General features: G+C 56.0%; 13 protein-coding genes and 6 tRNA genes. 15 read left to right on the forward strand and 4 right to left on the reverse strand.

Going from position 1 to position 16,088, the window contains the following annotated elements:
* Positions 1–25 precede the first annotated feature (25 nt).
* Genes yajC through secF form a run of 3 tightly spaced genes read left to right on the forward strand, consistent with a single transcriptional unit; the run spans position 26 to position 3,293 of the window.
* The gene (gene yajC, locus MID00_RS03890; RefSeq protein ID WP_003803689.1) at positions 26–370 is read left to right on the forward strand and encodes a preprotein translocase subunit YajC; all 345 of its coding nucleotides are present in this window, start codon (positions 26–28) and stop codon (positions 368–370) included.
* Positions 371–430: 60 nt separating this feature from the next.
* Entirely contained in the window at positions 431–2,302 is a 1,872-nt protein-coding gene (secD, locus tag MID00_RS03895) for a protein translocase subunit SecD (protein ID WP_254499725.1), read from the forward strand.
* 52 nt (positions 2,303–2,354) lie between these two features.
* Positions 2,355–3,293, forward strand: coding sequence for a protein translocase subunit SecF (gene secF, locus MID00_RS03900; RefSeq protein ID WP_009463846.1), 939 nt, complete (start codon positions 2,355–2,357; stop codon positions 3,291–3,293).
* A 594-nt stretch (positions 3,294–3,887) separates the two neighbouring features.
* On the opposite strand, the gene map is transcribed toward secF, so the two are convergent.
* Both map and MID00_RS03910 read right to left on the reverse strand, forming a co-directional pair.
* Positions 3,888–4,655 carry a type I methionyl aminopeptidase gene (map, locus tag MID00_RS03905; RefSeq protein WP_254499726.1) on the reverse strand — a complete coding sequence of 256 codons (768 nt, stop codon included), beginning with the start codon at positions 4,653–4,655 and terminating at the stop codon, positions 3,888–3,890.
* On the reverse strand, positions 4,652–4,873 hold the full coding sequence (locus MID00_RS03910; protein ID WP_009463848.1) for a ParD-like family protein: 222 nt from the start codon (positions 4,871–4,873) through the stop codon (positions 4,652–4,654). Before MID00_RS03910 ends, map begins: the two co-directional genes overlap by 4 nt.
* 262 nt (positions 4,874–5,135) lie before the next feature.
* Between MID00_RS03910 and miaB the strand changes: the two genes are divergently transcribed.
* The 5 genes from miaB to lnt all read left to right on the forward strand — a co-directional run bounded on the left by miaB (position 5,136) and on the right by lnt (position 10,640).
* A complete protein-coding gene (gene miaB, locus MID00_RS03915; RefSeq protein ID WP_009463849.1) occupies positions 5,136–6,536 on the forward strand; it encodes a tRNA (N6-isopentenyl adenosine(37)-C2)-methylthiotransferase MiaB in 1,401 nt (466 codons plus the stop codon).
* Between the two features lie 3 nt (positions 6,537–6,539).
* Entirely contained in the window at positions 6,540–7,535 is a 996-nt protein-coding gene (locus tag MID00_RS03920; RefSeq protein WP_254499727.1) for a PhoH family protein, read from the forward strand.
* Positions 7,528–8,004 (forward strand): rRNA maturation RNase YbeY, encoded by a 477-nt coding sequence (gene ybeY, locus MID00_RS03925; RefSeq protein ID WP_254500290.1) that lies wholly within the window; start codon positions 7,528–7,530, stop codon positions 8,002–8,004. Before MID00_RS03920 ends, ybeY begins: the two co-directional genes overlap by 8 nt.
* A gap of 148 nt (positions 8,005–8,152) precedes the next feature.
* Complete coding sequence (locus tag MID00_RS03930) at positions 8,153–9,034, forward strand: HlyC/CorC family transporter (protein WP_009463852.1); 882 nt, start codon at positions 8,153–8,155, stop codon at positions 9,032–9,034.
* Positions 9,021–10,640 carry an apolipoprotein N-acyltransferase gene (gene lnt / locus MID00_RS03935; protein ID WP_009463854.1) on the forward strand — a complete coding sequence of 540 codons (1,620 nt, stop codon included), beginning with the start codon at positions 9,021–9,023 and terminating at the stop codon, positions 10,638–10,640. Before MID00_RS03930 ends, lnt begins: the two co-directional genes overlap by 14 nt.
* Before the next feature lie 57 nt (positions 10,641–10,697).
* Here the strand turns inward: lnt and MID00_RS03940 are convergent, their stop codons facing one another.
* A complete protein-coding gene (locus tag MID00_RS03940) occupies positions 10,698–13,520 on the reverse strand; it encodes an EAL domain-containing protein (protein WP_009463855.1) in 2,823 nt (940 codons plus the stop codon).
* A gap of 555 nt (positions 13,521–14,075) precedes the next feature.
* Between MID00_RS03940 and MID00_RS03945 the strand changes: the two genes are divergently transcribed.
* From MID00_RS03945 to MID00_RS03970, 6 genes are all read left to right on the forward strand, one after another.
* A tRNA-Ala gene (locus MID00_RS03945) sits at positions 14,076–14,151 on the forward strand.
* Between the two features lie 27 nt (positions 14,152–14,178).
* Positions 14,179–14,254: transfer RNA gene (locus MID00_RS03950), tRNA-Glu, on the forward strand.
* 20 nt (positions 14,255–14,274) lie between these two features.
* Positions 14,275–14,351: transfer RNA gene (locus tag MID00_RS03955), tRNA-Asp, on the forward strand.
* A 123-nt stretch (positions 14,352–14,474) separates the two neighbouring features.
* A tRNA-Ala gene (locus MID00_RS03960) sits at positions 14,475–14,550 on the forward strand.
* A 25-nt stretch (positions 14,551–14,575) separates the two neighbouring features.
* A tRNA-Glu gene (locus MID00_RS03965) sits at positions 14,576–14,651 on the forward strand.
* 19 nt (positions 14,652–14,670) lie between these two features.
* Positions 14,671–14,747 (forward strand) — tRNA-Asp (locus MID00_RS03970).
* Positions 14,748–14,898: 151 nt separating this feature from the next.
* Here MID00_RS03970 and MID00_RS03975 read toward each other — a convergent pair.
* Positions 14,899–15,213: a hypothetical protein gene (locus tag MID00_RS03975; protein WP_250756732.1), complete on the reverse strand. Its 315-nt coding sequence runs from the start codon at positions 15,211–15,213 to the stop codon at positions 14,899–14,901.
* A 245-nt stretch (positions 15,214–15,458) separates the two neighbouring features.
* On the opposite strand from MID00_RS03975, the gene MID00_RS03980 reads away from it, so the two are divergent.
* Positions 15,459–16,070: a TetR/AcrR family transcriptional regulator gene (locus MID00_RS03980; RefSeq protein ID WP_009463857.1), complete on the forward strand. Its 612-nt coding sequence runs from the start codon at positions 15,459–15,461 to the stop codon at positions 16,068–16,070.
* The last annotated feature ends 18 nt before the right edge of the window (positions 16,071–16,088 follow it).

A 16,088-nucleotide genomic window follows, 5' to 3' on the forward strand; every position in this document is an offset into this window, starting at 1 on the left:
ACAAAAAAATCCTCAGGAGCCCCACATGTCCGCTGTTGACATTCTGACTCTCATCCCCGCCCAGGCAGCTGCCGGCGGCGAAAATGCCTTGATGGGCATGCTGCCCATCATCTTGATGTTCGTTGTGCTGTACTTCTTGATGATTCGTCCTCAAATGAAGCGTCAGAAAGAGCACCGCAACCTGGTCTCCAACCTGGCCAAAGGCGACGAAGTAATCACCTCCGGCGGTCTGCTGGGCAAAGTCAGCAAAGTTCACGACAACTACCTGACCGTTGAAGTGGCCAACCTGACCGACAAGCCTGTTGAAGTTCTGGTCCAACGCGTGGCCGTTACGACTGTTCTGCCCAAAGGCACGATCAAGTCGCTGTAATGCCTCCGACCCCGGACCTCGGTCCGGGGTTGCCATTTCTGCACCCGTCGTAGATATCCCATGAATCGTTATCCTCTCTGGAAATATGTCATCGTCTTGGTCGCGCTGGCGATCGGCCTGATCTATACCTTGCCCAATCTGTTTGGTGAGTCTCCTGCTGTCCAGGTTTCCAGCGCCAAATCCACGGTCCGGCTTGAAACCAACCTGATCAGTCACGTTGAAGAGCTGCTCAAGAAAAACAATATTCCTACGACGGGCTCGTATTTTGAACAAAACGGACCTAGCGCCACTGCGCGTTTCCGTTTTGAGTCCACCGATGTTCAGCTCAAGGCCAAAGACCTGATCGAGCGCGAACTGAACAAGGACTCCACAGCTACCGCCCCCGACTACACCGTCGCCCTGAACCTGGTGTCTGCGTCGCCTGCCTGGCTGACCGCACTGGGCGCCCACCCCATGCACCTGGGCCTGGACTTGCGCGGTGGCGTGCACTTCCTGCTGCAAGTGGATATGCAAGGCGCGCTTCAAGCCCGCTACGACTCCATGGTGGCTGATGCCCGCAGCGTGCTGCGCGAAGCCAAAGTGCCTGTTGGCGGCATCGAGCGTGATGGTCACTCGCTGCGCATGAGCTTTGCCTCGGCAGACGATCGCGACCGCGCTCAATCGGAAATGCGTCGCGCCATGCCTGATCTGGCTTTCACCCCTGCCGGTGACAGCGGTCTGACAGCCCGTTTGACCGAAGCCGCCACCATTCAGGTGCAATCGAACGCCCTCAAGCAAAACATCACCACCTTGCATAACCGAATCAATGAGCTGGGCGTAGCCGAGCCTGTAATTCAGCAGCAAGGGGCCGATCGCATCGTGGTTCAACTGCCCGGCGTGCAGGATGTAGCCAAAGCCAAGGAAATTCTGGGTCGTACGGCCACACTGGAACTGCGTATGGTGGAAGACTCGCCTGCTGCCGTTGCGGCCTTGAACTCGGGTACCGTGCCCTTTGGTCTGGAGCGCTACACCGAGCGTGGTGGTGCCCCCCTGCTGCTGCGTCGCCAGGTCATCCTGACAGGTGAAAACCTGCAGGACGCCCAGCCCGGTCGTGATTCGCAAACCCAGCAACCCACCGTCAACCTGACGCTGGACAATAAGGGCTCGCGCATTTTCCGCGACATTACCCGCAACAACATCAACAAGCGCATGGCGATTGTGCTGTTTGAAAATGGCGTGGGTGAAGTGGTGACGGCTCCGGTTATCCGTAGCGAAATTCCTAACGGCCAGGTACAGATCAGCGGCAGCATGAATGCTCAGGAAGCCGCCGATATTTCCCTGCTGCTGCGTGCCGGTTCGCTGGCCGCCCCCATGAGCATCATTGAAGAGCGCACCATTGGCCCTAGCCTGGGTTCCGACAATATTCGCCAAGGCTTTAACGCCACGCTGTACGGCTTTATTGCGATCGCCATCTTCATCATGCTGTACTACCACCTGATTGGTCTGTTCTCCACCATTGGCCTGACCTTCAACGTGCTCTTGCTGCTGGCTGTCTTGTCCATGCTGCAAGCCACCCTGACCTTGCCGGGTATTGCAGCTATCGCCCTGACCCTGGGTATGGCCATTGACGCCAACGTGCTGATCAACGAGCGTATCCGCGAGGAGCTACGCAATGGTGCCTCGCCGCAACAAGCCATTCACCTGGGTTTTGATCGTGCCTGGGCCACTATTTTCGACTCCAACCTGACCAGTCTGATTGTGGGTGTCGCTTTGCTGGCCTTCGGTTCCGGTCCTATCCGTGGTTTTGCGGTCGTCCACGTGATCGGTATTCTGACCTCCATGTTCTCTTCGGTGGTTGGGGTTCGTGCCCTGGTCAACCTCTGGTATGGCAACCGTCGTCGCCTGCAGGGTATTTCCATTGGTCAGGTCTGGAAACCACAGGACAAGAAGTAAAGTGCCGGGGCCGGTGCAAACCGGCCAGGCCCAACTACAGGCATAAAGCATCATGGAATTTTTTCGTATTCACCGCACTATCCCGTTCATGCGCCATGCGTTGGTGCTGAACCTGATCAGTTTTCTGACATTTATTGCAGCGGTCGTCTTCATTATTGTGCGCGGCTTTCACCTGTCCATCGAATTTACCGGTGGTACGGTCATGGAAGTGCACTATCAGCAAACCGTGCAGGTAGAAGATGTGCGCGGCTCGATTCAGTCGCTGGGCTATACCGACTTCCAGGTACAGAACTTCGGCACGTCGCAGGACATCATGATCCGCTTGCCCGTTCTGGACGGACAAGACTCTACCCAGCAAAGCGAACAAGTACTCCAGGCCTTGAAGCAGCAGCACTCGGACGTGGAGCTGCGCCGTGTGGAGTTCGTGGGCCCACAGGTGGGGCAGGAACTGCTGCATAACGGTTTGATGGCCCTGGCCTTTGTGGTCGCCGGTATCTTGCTGTACCTGGGCTTCCGCTTTGAGTGGAAGCTGGCGCTGGCTTGTGCGATTGCCAACTTGCACGACGTGGTCATCATTCTGGGCTTTTTCGCATTCTTCCAGTGGGAGTTCTCGCTGTCGGTGCTGGCCGGCGTCCTGGCGGTGCTGGGTTACTCCGTGAACGAATCCGTTGTGGTGATGGACCGTATCCGTGAAAACTTCCGCAAGCAGCGCAAAATGTCGGTGTCGGACATTATTGATCTGTCCATCACCCAGAACATCTCGCGCACCATCATCACCCACGGTTCTACCCAGATGATGGTACTGTCGATTTTCTTCTTCGGTGGCCCAACGCTGCACAACTTCTCGCTGGCGCTGACCATCGGTATCTGGTTCGGTATTTACTCCTCCGTGTTCGTGGCCGCCGCCATTTCCATGTGGCTGGGCGTGAAACGTGAGGATCTGGTCAAGCCGATCAAGAAAGACGAAGGCGGCGAGGTTGTAGAAGGCTAAGTTGCTTCTTGGCTCGCTGTTAACGAAAGCCCGACATTAAAACAATGTCGGGCTTTTTTGTTTCTAAGGCTGCTGGATTGCGAGTAATAGGGTGGCAGGCGTTTGTTTTATTGAGGGCCGGGGCAGGTCGGCTTGGCGGGTCATTCGCCCGTGCTGCGCACGGGTTCCCTTGTCAGGGGCCAGATGCGGGCGGGTCGTGAACTCGGAGCGCGGTTTGTCCCCCGGACAAACCGCAAGCGTGCTCCTCAAACAGCACGCCCCTTGCACCCCGCATCTGGCCCCTGCCCGCGGCGAATAACCTGACTCGCCCGCCGACCTGCCCCGGCCCTCAATAAAACAAAAAGAGGCTTACTGCTGCCACCCTATATTTATCTGAAGGGATACTTCGGCACGACGGTTAGACAACGGGCAATACTGCCATCACGATATGACGGGATCTCGCAGCTGTGGCAGCATCAACGAGGTTTACAGAAAATCTCATTTCCATCGGGCTGAAATAACTTGCTGCTGTCGTTTTCAGTGCACAAGCTGCAATGACTGGATGACACACTACAAGCCATAAGTAATGCAAGGGAGGGACGACCAACTACGTAATTAATTCGGGATGGTTTCATCAGGCCGTAAGGTCAATACGCGCACACCACTGTCTGTCACCGCTACCGTGTGCTCAAACTGTGCTGACAGCAAGCCATCGCAAGTGCGCACGGTCCAGCCATCTTTCCCGGTTTGCACTGCATGGCCACCTTGATTCAGCATGGGTTCAATGGTGAACACCATGCCCTCTTTCAATCGCAGTCCTGTGCGCGGCATGCCCCAATGCAAAACTTCAGGCGCTTCGTGCATTTCCCGCCCGATGCCGTGCCCACAGTAATCACGTACAACGGAATACCCATTCTTGCGTGCGTACTGGGAAATGGCAAACCCCACATCACCCAAAGTCGCGCCGGGGCGCACGGCTTGTATACCTTTCCACATCGCCATATAGCAGGCATCGACCAGTTTTTGCGCAGCAGGAGTCACCTGCCCCACCGTGTAGGTTTTGCTGGAATCCGCGATAAAACCGTTCTTCTCCAGGGTGATGTCGAAATTCACGATATCCCCCTCTTTCAGTACATCCGTCGTGGACGGCATACCGTGACACACGACTTGATTAGGCGATGAGTTCAGAACATAGGCATAACCGTACTGCCCTTTGCTGGCGGGCCGGGCTTGCAGCTCATGGACGATGTAGCTCTCGACCAGATCATTGATCTGCATGGTGTTCATGCCAATCAGATCTAACTGATCCAGGCGCGTGAACACTTGAGCCAGCAAACGGCCCGACTCGGCCATCAAGGCAATTTCATCTGCCATCTTGATCATGCTGACTCCACCTGATCCAGAGGCACGGCAGGCTCACCCAAACCAGCCGCCTTCATTTCACGGGCGACAATCTCGTTAAAACTCATGGTCGGGTTCAGTTCGCACAACAGCCCCATACGTATCCAGAAAGCCGCCTGCGCATTGATGGAGCGACATGAAACCGTACTCGCCTTGCGTAGCTGGTCGTGCAGCTCGTCATCAATATTCACGATACCCATTTTTCAATCCTTATATGATACATATACGAATCATATAATCCACAAAATCAGGACGCAAGTAGAAGCTGACTGAAAATCCTGATCCAGCTTCATGCCCCGACAAGACTATTTCCAGCCTTCTCACCCCAAAGGGCGGCCTGTCTGCAACAAGTCCTCCCACATGATCCCAGCTTGCTTGTGGCTCACGGGAGGCTGGGCGTTATAATGCCCGATTCATCATTTTCAATGGCCCGCGGGATATACACCCGTCACGGCTCCTTCTATGACCGACACCACAATCTCTACCCCTGCCAGCGCGGATGCTGCTACCAAGCCTGCCCGCAAGCTCTTCATTCGCACCTTTGGCTGCCAGATGAACGAGTACGACTCCGAAAAAATGGCCGATATCCTGAATCAGGATCGCCCCGTGGAGTTGACAACCAACCCCGAAGAAGCAGACATCATCCTGTTCAATACCTGTTCGGTGCGCGAAAAAGCGCAAGAAAAGGTGTTCTCGGATCTGGGCCGGGTTCAGCATTTGAAAGCGCTCAATCCCGATCTGGTCATTGGCGTAGGTGGCTGTGTGGCCAGCCAGGAAGGCGACACGATTATTCGTCGTGCTCCCTACGTGGATGTCGTGTTCGGACCACAAACCTTGCACCGCCTGCCCGAGCTGATCGTCAAGCGCCGCAACAGCGGCCGCTCGCAGGTAGATATCAGTTTTCCTGAAATCGAAAAATTCGACGCCCTGCCTCCAGCACGCGTGGAGGGTTATTCGGCCTTTGTGTCCATCATGGAAGGCTGCAGCAAGTACTGCAGTTTCTGTGTAGTGCCCTACACCCGTGGCCCCGAAGTCTCCCGTCCCTTTGACGACGTACTGATGGAAGTGGCTGACCTGGCCGACCAGGGTGTGCGTGAAGTGACGCTGCTGGGCCAGAACGTGAACGCCTACCGTGGCCCGACCGACGTCGCTGGCGAGATTGCCGACTTTGCCATGCTGCTGGAGTACGTGCACGAGATCCCTGGTATCGAGCGCATTCGCTACACCACCTCGCACCCCAAGGAAATGACCTCGCGCCTGATCGCCGCCCACGGCAATCTGCCCAAGCTGGTCCCCTTTCTGCACTTGCCCGTACAGGCCGGCAGCGACCGTATTCTGGCTGCAATGAAACGCGGCTACACTGCGCTGGAGTTCAAATCCATCGTGCGCCGCCTGCGTGAAGCGCGTCCCGACATCGTCCTGTCCTCGGACTTTATTGTGGGCTTTCCCGGTGAGACGGAAGAGGATTTCCAGAAGACACTGAAGCTGATTCGCGATGTGAATTTCGACCAGTCTTTCTCTTTTGTGTATTCGCGTCGCCCCGGCACACCGGCCGCCGACCTGGAAGACAACACCAGCAAAGAAGAAAAGCTGGACCGCCTGCACCGCCTGCAAGCGCAAATCAACGAGCAGGCCCAGGCCATCAGCCAGGCCATGGTCGGCAGCGTGCAACGCATTCTGGTCGAAGGCACCTCGCGCAAAGACGACTCGGAACTGAAAGGCCGTACCGAAAACAACCGCATCATCAACTTCCCCGGCGACCCTCGCCTGATCGGACAAATTGTGGATGTGCACGTGACCCAAGTACTGACCAATACCTTGCGCGGAGAAATCGTGACCCATGACCGGGTTGCAGGAGCCTGATCTATGACTAGCCAACGCCGCCGCCTGCCCACTTCCTTGCGTCTGGACGGGGACAATACCCATCTGGCCAATATGTGTGGCCCTTTGGACGAGAACATCAAGCAGATTGCCATTGCCTATGACGTCACCCTGCGTCGGCGTGGCAGTCATGTTTCGATTGAAGGCGAGCGCGCGGAGGAGGCTGCCAAGGCCATTGACTGGTTCCATTCGCGTGCCGTGCACCGTGCGCTGAATATCGACGATATTCAGCTGGGCCTGGTTGAGCTGGGCGCCAGCCGCCGCCACGAAAAAGAGGAAAAGCCCGAGCCCCTGCCCGAGCTGCCCCCCGTCGGCCAGGAAGAAATTTCCCTGCGCACCGCCAAACGCGACCTGCGTCCTCGCACACCCGGTCAGCGCGAATACCTGCGCAATATCCTGAACAATGACATCAACTTCGGCGTAGGCCCAGCCGGTACCGGAAAGACCTGGCTGGCGGTGGCCTGCGCCATTGATGCACTGGAGCGCGAATCCGTCCATCGCTTGGTGCTGACACGTCCTGCCGTCGAAGCGGGTGAGCGCCTGGGCTTTTTGCCCGGTGATCTGGCCCAAAAGGTAGACCCCTATCTGCGCCCTTTGTACGACGCCTTGTATGACTTGATGGGTGTGGAGAAGGTACAGCGCCTGTTCGAGAAACAAATCATCGAAATCGCACCGCTGGCCTATATGCGCGGCCGCACGCTGAACCATGCTTTCGTGATCCTGGACGAAGCCCAGAACACCACACCGGAACAAATGAAAATGTTCCTGACGCGCATCGGTTTTGGCAGCAAGGCGGTGATTACCGGCGACCCCACTCAGGTGGACTTGCCCAAAGGCCAGCGCAGCGGCTTGAATCATGCCGTCAAGGTGCTGGAAAACGTGCAGGGTATTTCCTGCTCGCGCTTTAGCAGCCGTGATGTCGTGCGCCACCCGCTGGTTGCGCGAATTGTGGACGCCTACGAACGAGCCGGTGATGCCTGATCTGTCCCTGAGCGTCCAGTACGCTATTGATTGCCCCGAGCTGAGCCGCTCCCGTATCCGCCGCTGGATGCAGCGCACGATTGATATGGCAGTCGAACGCATCCACCCCGAAGATCGCTTCACCGCCCTTTCCGCCACCTTGCGTATTGTGAACGCCGAAGAAGGCCAGAGCCTGAACCTGAGCTACCGGGAACGCGACTACGCCACCAATGTGCTGACCTTTGAATATGGTCAGGACGAGGACGGCGTGGTCCACGGCGATATCGTCTTGTGCCTGCCCGTGCTGGAGCGTGAAGCCCAGGAACAGCAAAAGCCATTTCTGCACCATGCCGCTCATCTGGTGGTGCACGGCTGTCTGCATTCCCTGGGTTACGACCACATTGAAGAGGACGAAGCCCAGGACATGGAAGCGCTGGAAACCGCTGTTCTGGCCAGTTTGCGCATCCCCGATCCCTACCAGGAGCGCTAGCTCGCCCACTTGTCACAAAGGGTCTCCCATCCCTGACAAAGCTGCGCCAATCCTCACTTCCCTTCCCGCATTCCGAATGATGACAGGTACATACCTTGTCATCATTTTTCGGTTATGCTTGTTTCTTCCTTAACTCGTCCTTCGGACAATGTCAGACTCTGCTCCCGACCCCGAGCCCCGCCCTTCCAAGGCCAGCTCAAACAATCCCATCTCTCGCTTAAGTGCTTTTTTCAATCGGCGTCACGAACCCGAAGACCGAGAAGACCTTAAGTCTGTCCTGGTTGCGGCCCACGCCCGCAAAGTTATCGACGACGAATCGCTGTCCATGATCGCCGGAACACTGGATATGGCCAACAAAACAGTGGCCGATATCATGGTGCCCCGATCCAAGATCGATATGCTGGACATCGCCAAGCCCTTGACCGAGATGCTGCCCATCATTATTGAAACGGGCCACAGCCGCTTTCCGATCTACGAGACGGAGCGCGACAATATCATCGGTATCTTGCTGGCCAAGGACCTGCTGCTCTCGATCGCCAATCCCACGCTGGATTTGCGCCCGCTGATTCGCCCTGCGGTATTCATTCCCGAGACCAAGCGCCTGAACGTCTTGCTGCACGAGTTCCGTGGCAGCCGCAATCACCTGGCCGTCGTTATTGACGAGCACGGTGGTACAGCAGGCCTGGTCACCATGGAAGACGTGCTGGAACAAATTGTGGGCGACATCGAAGACGAATACGATGAAGACGCCGAGCAGACCATTTTCCAGGCCGGCCCCGACAGCTGGCGTGTCATGGCACTGACTGAAATCCCCGATTTCAACGAAGCCTTCCAGACCCACCTCCCTAACGACGACTTTGACACCGTAGGTGGTTGGCTGGCGTCCGAATTGGGACATATCCCTCGCCGGGGCGATGTGGCCCAGCTTGATGGCATCAGCCTCACGGTTGTCCGTGCGGATGCCAAACGAGCCCTTTGGTTGCACGTTCAGCGAGCCACACCCGCCGAGCCTAATCTTGAACAAGCCTGATTCCAAACCTTTACCCCAGGCGCTTGGCGTCGCTTTACTGCTGGTCCTGGGGGGCTTGCATGCCCTGTCCTTTTCCATTGGCCCGCTGCCATCCTGGATTTTGCCTTTCTACCAGATCACCTTGCTGGCCATTGCCTGCTCGCAAATCATGGGTTCGACGTCCGTGCGCCAGGCCTTTGGTCGCAGTTATCTGTTTGGGCTGGGGCATTTTGGCGTAGGGATTTACTGGCTGTACATCAGCATGCACCAGTATGGTGGCATGCCCTCCTGGATGGCCGCCCTGGGCGTTTTGCTGCTAGCCGCCGCCCTGGCCCTCTTTCCTGCTCTGGCTTCAGCGGTTTGGCAAAAACTGCGCCCCAAGCACGATAGTGATTCCTGGCTGCCACGATTGTTGCTATCAGCAGGCTGGGCAAGCTGCTGGGCACTCAGCGAATGGCTGCGCGGCAATTTGCTGACTGGCTTTCCTTGGTTGAATATCGGCTACGCCCACGCAGAAGGGATGTTTACCGGCTGGGCACCCGTTGTGGGTGTGTATGGCCTGGCCTGGCTGTCGGCTTTCAGCGCCGCCGTGATTGCCCAGTTTGCCGCCTCCAAAGACAAGAACCAAAGCCCTTCCAGCGCGATCGGCATTGGTATCGCCATGATTTTTGGCCTGATCGGGATCAGTCTGCCGCATATTGCCTGGGTCCAGCCCCATGGCGCGCCCTTTATTGCCCGCCTGGTGCAAGGCAATATCGATCAAAGCGCCAAGTTCGGCCCCAATATGAGCGAAGGCATAGAGCGTTATTACGAGCTGGCAAACCTGCCGGCCAAGACCCCCGAAGACGCGCCACGCCTGATTGTTCTGCCTGAAACCGTTATCCCCGTATTGCAAAACCGCCTGGAAACCAGCTTCTGGTTGCGCTGGACGGAACTGGCACAGCGCCATCAAGCCAATCTGGTGCTGGGTGTCCCCATGGACCGTGGCACGGTCAACGGCAAGCTGAGCTACACCAACAGCGCCTTGCTGATCAGCCCCGAGACTCAGCCCCAGGACATCATCAATAGCACGGCCAGCTACTACGACAAGCATCATCTGGTGCCTTTCGGCGAATTCATCCCCACCGGCTTTCAATGGTTTGTGGACATGATGAATATCCCGCTGGGGGACTTCCATCGTGGCGCCTTGCCGCAAGCGCCCTTCAAGATGGCAGAGGGGCGTGTTGCCCCCAACATCTGCTATGAAGACGTGTTTGGTGAAGAGATCATCCAGGCCGTGCAAGGCAGTCCTGGCCAGGAAGGCGCTACCTTGCTGTTGAACATCAGCAATCTGGGCTGGTTTGGCGATTCCTGGGCCTTGAGCCAGCACTTGCAGATCTCACGTATGCGGGCTCTGGAAACAGGCCGTCCCATGCTGCGTGCCACCAATACCGGCATGACAGCCGCCATTGATCCTTATGGGCGTGTTCGTGCAGCTCTGCCGCCCCTGACGCCGGGTGTGCTGGATGTGGAAGTTCAAGGCACAACAGGCCTGACTCCCTACGTGAAATACGGCAATCTGCCCTTCTTGATCTGGGCAGGCCTGCTTCTGATTATTTTTGCCTGGCGCTCTCGTCGTCAGGACTGAGCACCAGCAAACTCACCACAGGCTTTGCGGTAGCGGAGACTCCCTGAAAGGATTCTGCTATTGCAAAGCCTGCGGTGCATTCGGGTACAAGCGCGCGGCAAAACCACCGGCACGCTCCCGATTCCAGGTCTTGCACCAGTCCACGAACTCATCCGCCGGGATGGGCGTAGAGCACAAATAGCCCTGCATATAGTCGCAACCGGCGTTGTTCAACAAATCCAGTTGCTCGTGACTGGTCACACCTTCTGCCACTACCCGCAAGCCCAGCTTTTGCGCCATGACAATCATGGCCTGAGTCAGCACCAGATCCTCGCTGCTCAGGGCCAGATTGCGGATATAGCACTGATCAATCTTGAGCACATTGATGGAAAACCGCTTCAGGTGCGACAGAGAGGAGTAGCCGGTGCCAAAATCATCCAGCGCCACACTCATGCCGTACTCCCGCAAGGAGCGCAACTGCTGCAAGGCTTGCCCCTGATCGTCCAGCAACAAGCGCTCGGTAATTTCCACCACCAGCGCATCACCCGGAATGCCTTGGGTTTGCAGATACTCCACCCACTCGCGCGCGCAGGAGCCATTGAGCTTGAACTGCGCGGGCGAGACATTCAGGCTGACCCGGAAACCGGGGTCCAGCTCGTTGCGTAGTTTCACCGCGGCCTGGGCAGCCGTCTCGAACACCCATTCGCCAATCAGCACAATCAGACCGGAATCTTCGGAAAACGGAATGAATTCTGAAGGGGGCACCAAGCCCAACTGCGGGTGTTCCCAGCGTATCAAGGCCTCGGCACGGGTGACCTGCCCTGTACGCAAATCCACAATGGGTTGGTAATAAAGCTGGAACTGCTGCTCGCTTAGTGCCTTTTGCAAATCCTGCGAAAAACGCAGGCGCGCTTCCACGGCTTCGCTCATGGCAGGCAGGAAGCGACAGTATTGATTGCGGCCGCAAGCCTTGGCGGCGTACATGGCCATATCCGCATTCTTCAAAAGCTGGCCGGCATCATCGCCATCTTCGGGGAACAGCGTGATTCCCAAACTGGCGGAAACAGACACCGAGTTCTTGCCCAACTGGAAAGGCTCTTCAATCGTGTCCAGCAAACAGCGACAAGTGCGCTCCACAATCGAGGTATCGCTGATATCCGAGATGATGACGGTAAACTCGTCACCACCAATACGGGCCACGGTATCCGTTACCCGCACACAGCGCTGCAAACGCTGGGCCACTTCCTGCAGCAGGACGTCGCCCTTCTCGTGCCCCAAGGAGTCGTTCACATCCTTGAAAAAATCCAGATCCATAAAGATCAGCGCGAAAGGTAAGCCTGTGCGACGCGACTGCTCGCGCGCTTGCTGCAAGCGATCCTGGAACATCTGCCGATTGGGCAAGCCCGTCAAATGATCGTAATGCGCCTGCTTCCACATCTGCGCTTCACGCTTCTTATGGCTGGTGATGTCGGTGAACAAGCCAATATGGCGATACACCGTGCCATCCGGGTTCCAGGCAGTGCTGATGGTCAAACGCTCGGCAAAATCCTCGCCGTTCTTGCGTCGATTCCAGATATCACCCTGCCACCGCCCGGTTTCCGAAATCTCGCGCCACATTTTGCGGTAGAACTCCGTGTCCTGACGCCCCGAGTTCAAGATAGACAAGGTGCGGCCCCGCACTTCGTCCAGCTCGTAGCCGGTGATGCGGCTAAAAGCCGGGTTGGCATCTACCACATGGCCAAAACGATCCGTCACAACAATGGCTTCGCAAGTGTTCTCGTACACCACGGCCGCCAAACGACCCGTCACTTCGTTGCGCACCCGCGTGGTGATGTCCTGCACTACTGCCACCATGCCCATACGACCCTCGAGCTCGATGGGAATGGCACAGATCTCGACATCAATGGATTTGCCGTCATAACGCAATGCCCGCGTTTCATAGCGCAAACTGCTGCCACCAGAACGCGAATCGGCCACCACTTGAGTCAAAGAAGGAAATCGCGGCGACAGAAAGACTTGATCAACCGTGAACTCCTGGCGCAATTGTGCACGGCTATATCCCAATGTCTCTGCCAGCTTTTTATTGACGAAATCAAAGCGGCCATCGCGGGATAAATAAACTCCCAATAAAGGGTTGTGGCTCAAACTGCGGCATATGGCGTTGAGCTGGGATAAATTGCGCTGCTGAATAGAAAGCTGCGCATCCAGCTGTTGAATCTGCAAACCGCAGTAATTCAAAATCTGCGACAAATAACGCGTTTCACTAGTGCCTGAACTGGTGCTTTTCGCACGGTAATTGCCGCCAGTAAAAGCCTGGCCTTGAGCCACCAGCTGTCGCAAGGGATCGGCTGCCCAGGCACGCAACATGAAGTAGGACAGACACAGCGCGATCAAATCCAGACCCAGCATGAAGAACACCGTCCAGCGGTGCTGCGAGCGGATACTTTCACGCGAGGCATCAAACGCATCCAGCAATTGCTGGGTGTTATGACGAAACAACGAGTCTTCCGCGTTCAGGCTGGCCGCTGGCAGGAGCACTTGCTCGGAGCTGACCGGAAAATCCAGACGCATCAAGCGCCGCTGCCATTCATTACTTAGTTGGGAGACCAGCCCCAGCAAGGGCTTGTCCAGCGGGACCAGGACCACACCATCGACTACTCCGCCATCGCGTAACAACTGCACCACCCCTTGGAACTGCTGATCCAAGTGGCGCAAACGGGCAGGCGTCGAACTGGAAGGCGCGGCCAGCGCCACGGAATAGCTGATATCAGAGAGCTGGCGCAGGAGGCCGCTACTTGCCTGCAGGCGAATTTCTGCCTGGTTTTGCTTGTAAATGACAGTAACCGTTGCGGAGATCAACAACAGCCAGACCAACAGCACCCAAATCAGCAAAGCACTCAAACTGATTCGTCTTTGTGCATCCACTGGAACAGGCAGAGGTGATGATATGCACTGCTTTGCTGACATAGCGCCATTAAATAAAAAAATGCAGGCTAAGTGAGGGGCCTACAAAACGTAATTATTGCAGGTGAAATGTTACTCAACGAAGCATACCATCATTAGATTACAGAGCAGCGCAAATTTCTCACAAACCCTGCATTTATGCGCCTAAGAAGGGAATTAGACAAGCCTGAAAGGGACAAAAAAACGACGCTAATAGTTGAAAGCATTTCCTTCTATTGAGCCACAAATGAAATGTTATGACACAAAGAAGATACAAAACTCCGTATAAAACAAAAAGATACAAGCGCATTTCAGGCTCACCCTGAGCCCTGTTTTCGGCTTCCGCACGCCGGGGGTATCGCCTCCTCTGCCTGCCCCATGCCCCCCTCTGGCAGCCCCTCTGAAGTTTTTTCACTTTATTTTGGTTTTTTTCTTCAAAAGACTTGCACAAAGATAAAAACACCTTCATAATCTCAATTCTTCGTTGGTGGTCGACAAAAAGAACGCCGAAATGGGGGTATAGCTCAGCTGGGAGAGCGCTTGCATGGCATGCAAGAGGTCAGCGGTTCGATCCCGCTTACCTCCACCAAAAAACGAAGGTTAGCTGTAGAGTCCTGTCCCCTTCGTCTAGAGGCCTAGGACACCACCCTTTCACGGTGGGTACAGGGGTTCGAATCCCCTAGGGGACGCCAAGATTCTTGGCAACCGCTGCGGAGCGGTAGTTCAGTTGGTTAGAATACCGGCCTGTCACGCCGGGGGTCGCGGGTTCGAGTCCCGTCCGCTCCGCCAAAAAATTTAAAAATCAGTCCTGGACTGGTTTTAGCAGTTTGAAGTGGCAAGCCTCGTCAAGCCTGACACTTATTTCGATACTTTGGTTTTTTGACGCAGTTAAAAAACGAAGTAAAGAAAATTGGGGGTATAGCTCAGCTGGGAGAGCGCTTGCATGGCATGCAAGAGGTCAGCGGTTCGATCCCGCTTACCTCCACCAAAACGACGATTTAGTTGTAAGTCCTGTCCCCTTCGTCTAGAGGCCTAGGACACCACCCTTTCACGGTGGGTACAGGGGTTCGAATCCCCTAGGGGACGCCAAGATTCTTGGCACCGCTGCGGAGCGGTAGTTCAGTTGGTTAGAATACCGGCCTGTCACGCCGGGGGTCGCGGGTTCGAGCCCCGTCCGCTCCGCCAAAAAATTCAAAAAGCCTGATAGATTTCGATCTGTCAGGCTTTTTTCATTGGTGGACTCCCGGCCTGCAAGCATGCGCACCAGAACACCTCTCTCAGCCTCTGGTGCCTATCGCTCGTCTACGAATACCGTGCAAAGAAAAACCGATAAGCACTAATGCCCCTCCAAACAGGCATACCGCATGCCACCCACCCAGACGCCAGGCAATACCAGCCCGACCAGCAAAACCACCGCCTGCCCCAGAATCAATTTTCTACGGTCAATCCGGTCTCCAAGAGGGACCAGAAAAAACAGGCCGCAAACAAACCCCAACTGGGTCGCCATCGGGGCCAGATTAATCAGCCCTCTTTCCTGCGAGAATGCCTGTTGCAACAGTTCCAGAAGCGGCTGGTTGTAATAGACATTCGAGACAAATACGCCGCAGGCAATGAGGCATCTCCCATCCGAACAACCATACGCATCAGCCACCTTGCAAAAAGCGCTATCCCTGGCACGCTCTCAACAAGCCAAAGCCTGGAAGGTCAGCCTCAAAGCATGATTCCATCCTGCGGATGCCCTGCTGCCTGCTCAAACCATCGGCTGATCTAAAAGGTTTGCCCGTCAAGAAGAGTCCCATCAAGCAAAAAAACGGGATATGTAGCCTCAATTTACTTGCCGCGGCTTAACAAGGAAGTTAATGTATTGCGTTATCGTTACTTCAACATTCAACTTCTATGCCAGCCAGTACCCTGGGCCAGCGTGGTCCGACCGAGCATCATCGCCGCGAACAGATCATTGAGCAGGCCAATACGCATTTCCGGCTCTACGGGTATCGCAAGACCTCTGTTGCCAGCCTGGCCAAATCCATAGGCGTGTCCAGCGCTTATCTCTATCGTTTTTTCGACTCCAAGCAGGCTATCGGCCAGGCGATCTGCCACTCTGTGCTCAAAGGCATGCACGTGCAGCTGCAACAGATTGTGGAGGGCGACTTGCCCCCTATCGAACGTCTGCGCCACTTCATTGAAACCGCCTGCACGCTAAGCCTGGAGCTGTTCTTGCAGGAAGGCCGCATGCAAGAAGTGGTCATTGAAGCGCTGCAAAACAATTGGACAACAGTGGACCAGCACAGAGAAGATTTGCTGACCCAAATCACCGCCCTGGTGCGCGCGGGCCGTGAAAGCGGCGACTTTGAACGCCGCACGCCCTTGGACGAGGTGGTTCAAGGCATCCTGTTTGCCTTGACCGCCTGTCTACACCCTGTCTTGCTGGAAATACATCCGCCTGAAAAAACCCGCCAAGGTTTGCTGGTGGTAACGCAGCTTATCCTGCGCAGCCTGATGCCTTGAACGTCACGTCCCAAGTTA

The sequence above is a fragment of the Alcaligenes sp. NLF5-7 genome, from assembly GCF_024266725.1.
Taxonomy (GTDB): Bacteria; Pseudomonadota; Gammaproteobacteria; order Burkholderiales; family Burkholderiaceae_B; genus Alcaligenes; species Alcaligenes phenolicus.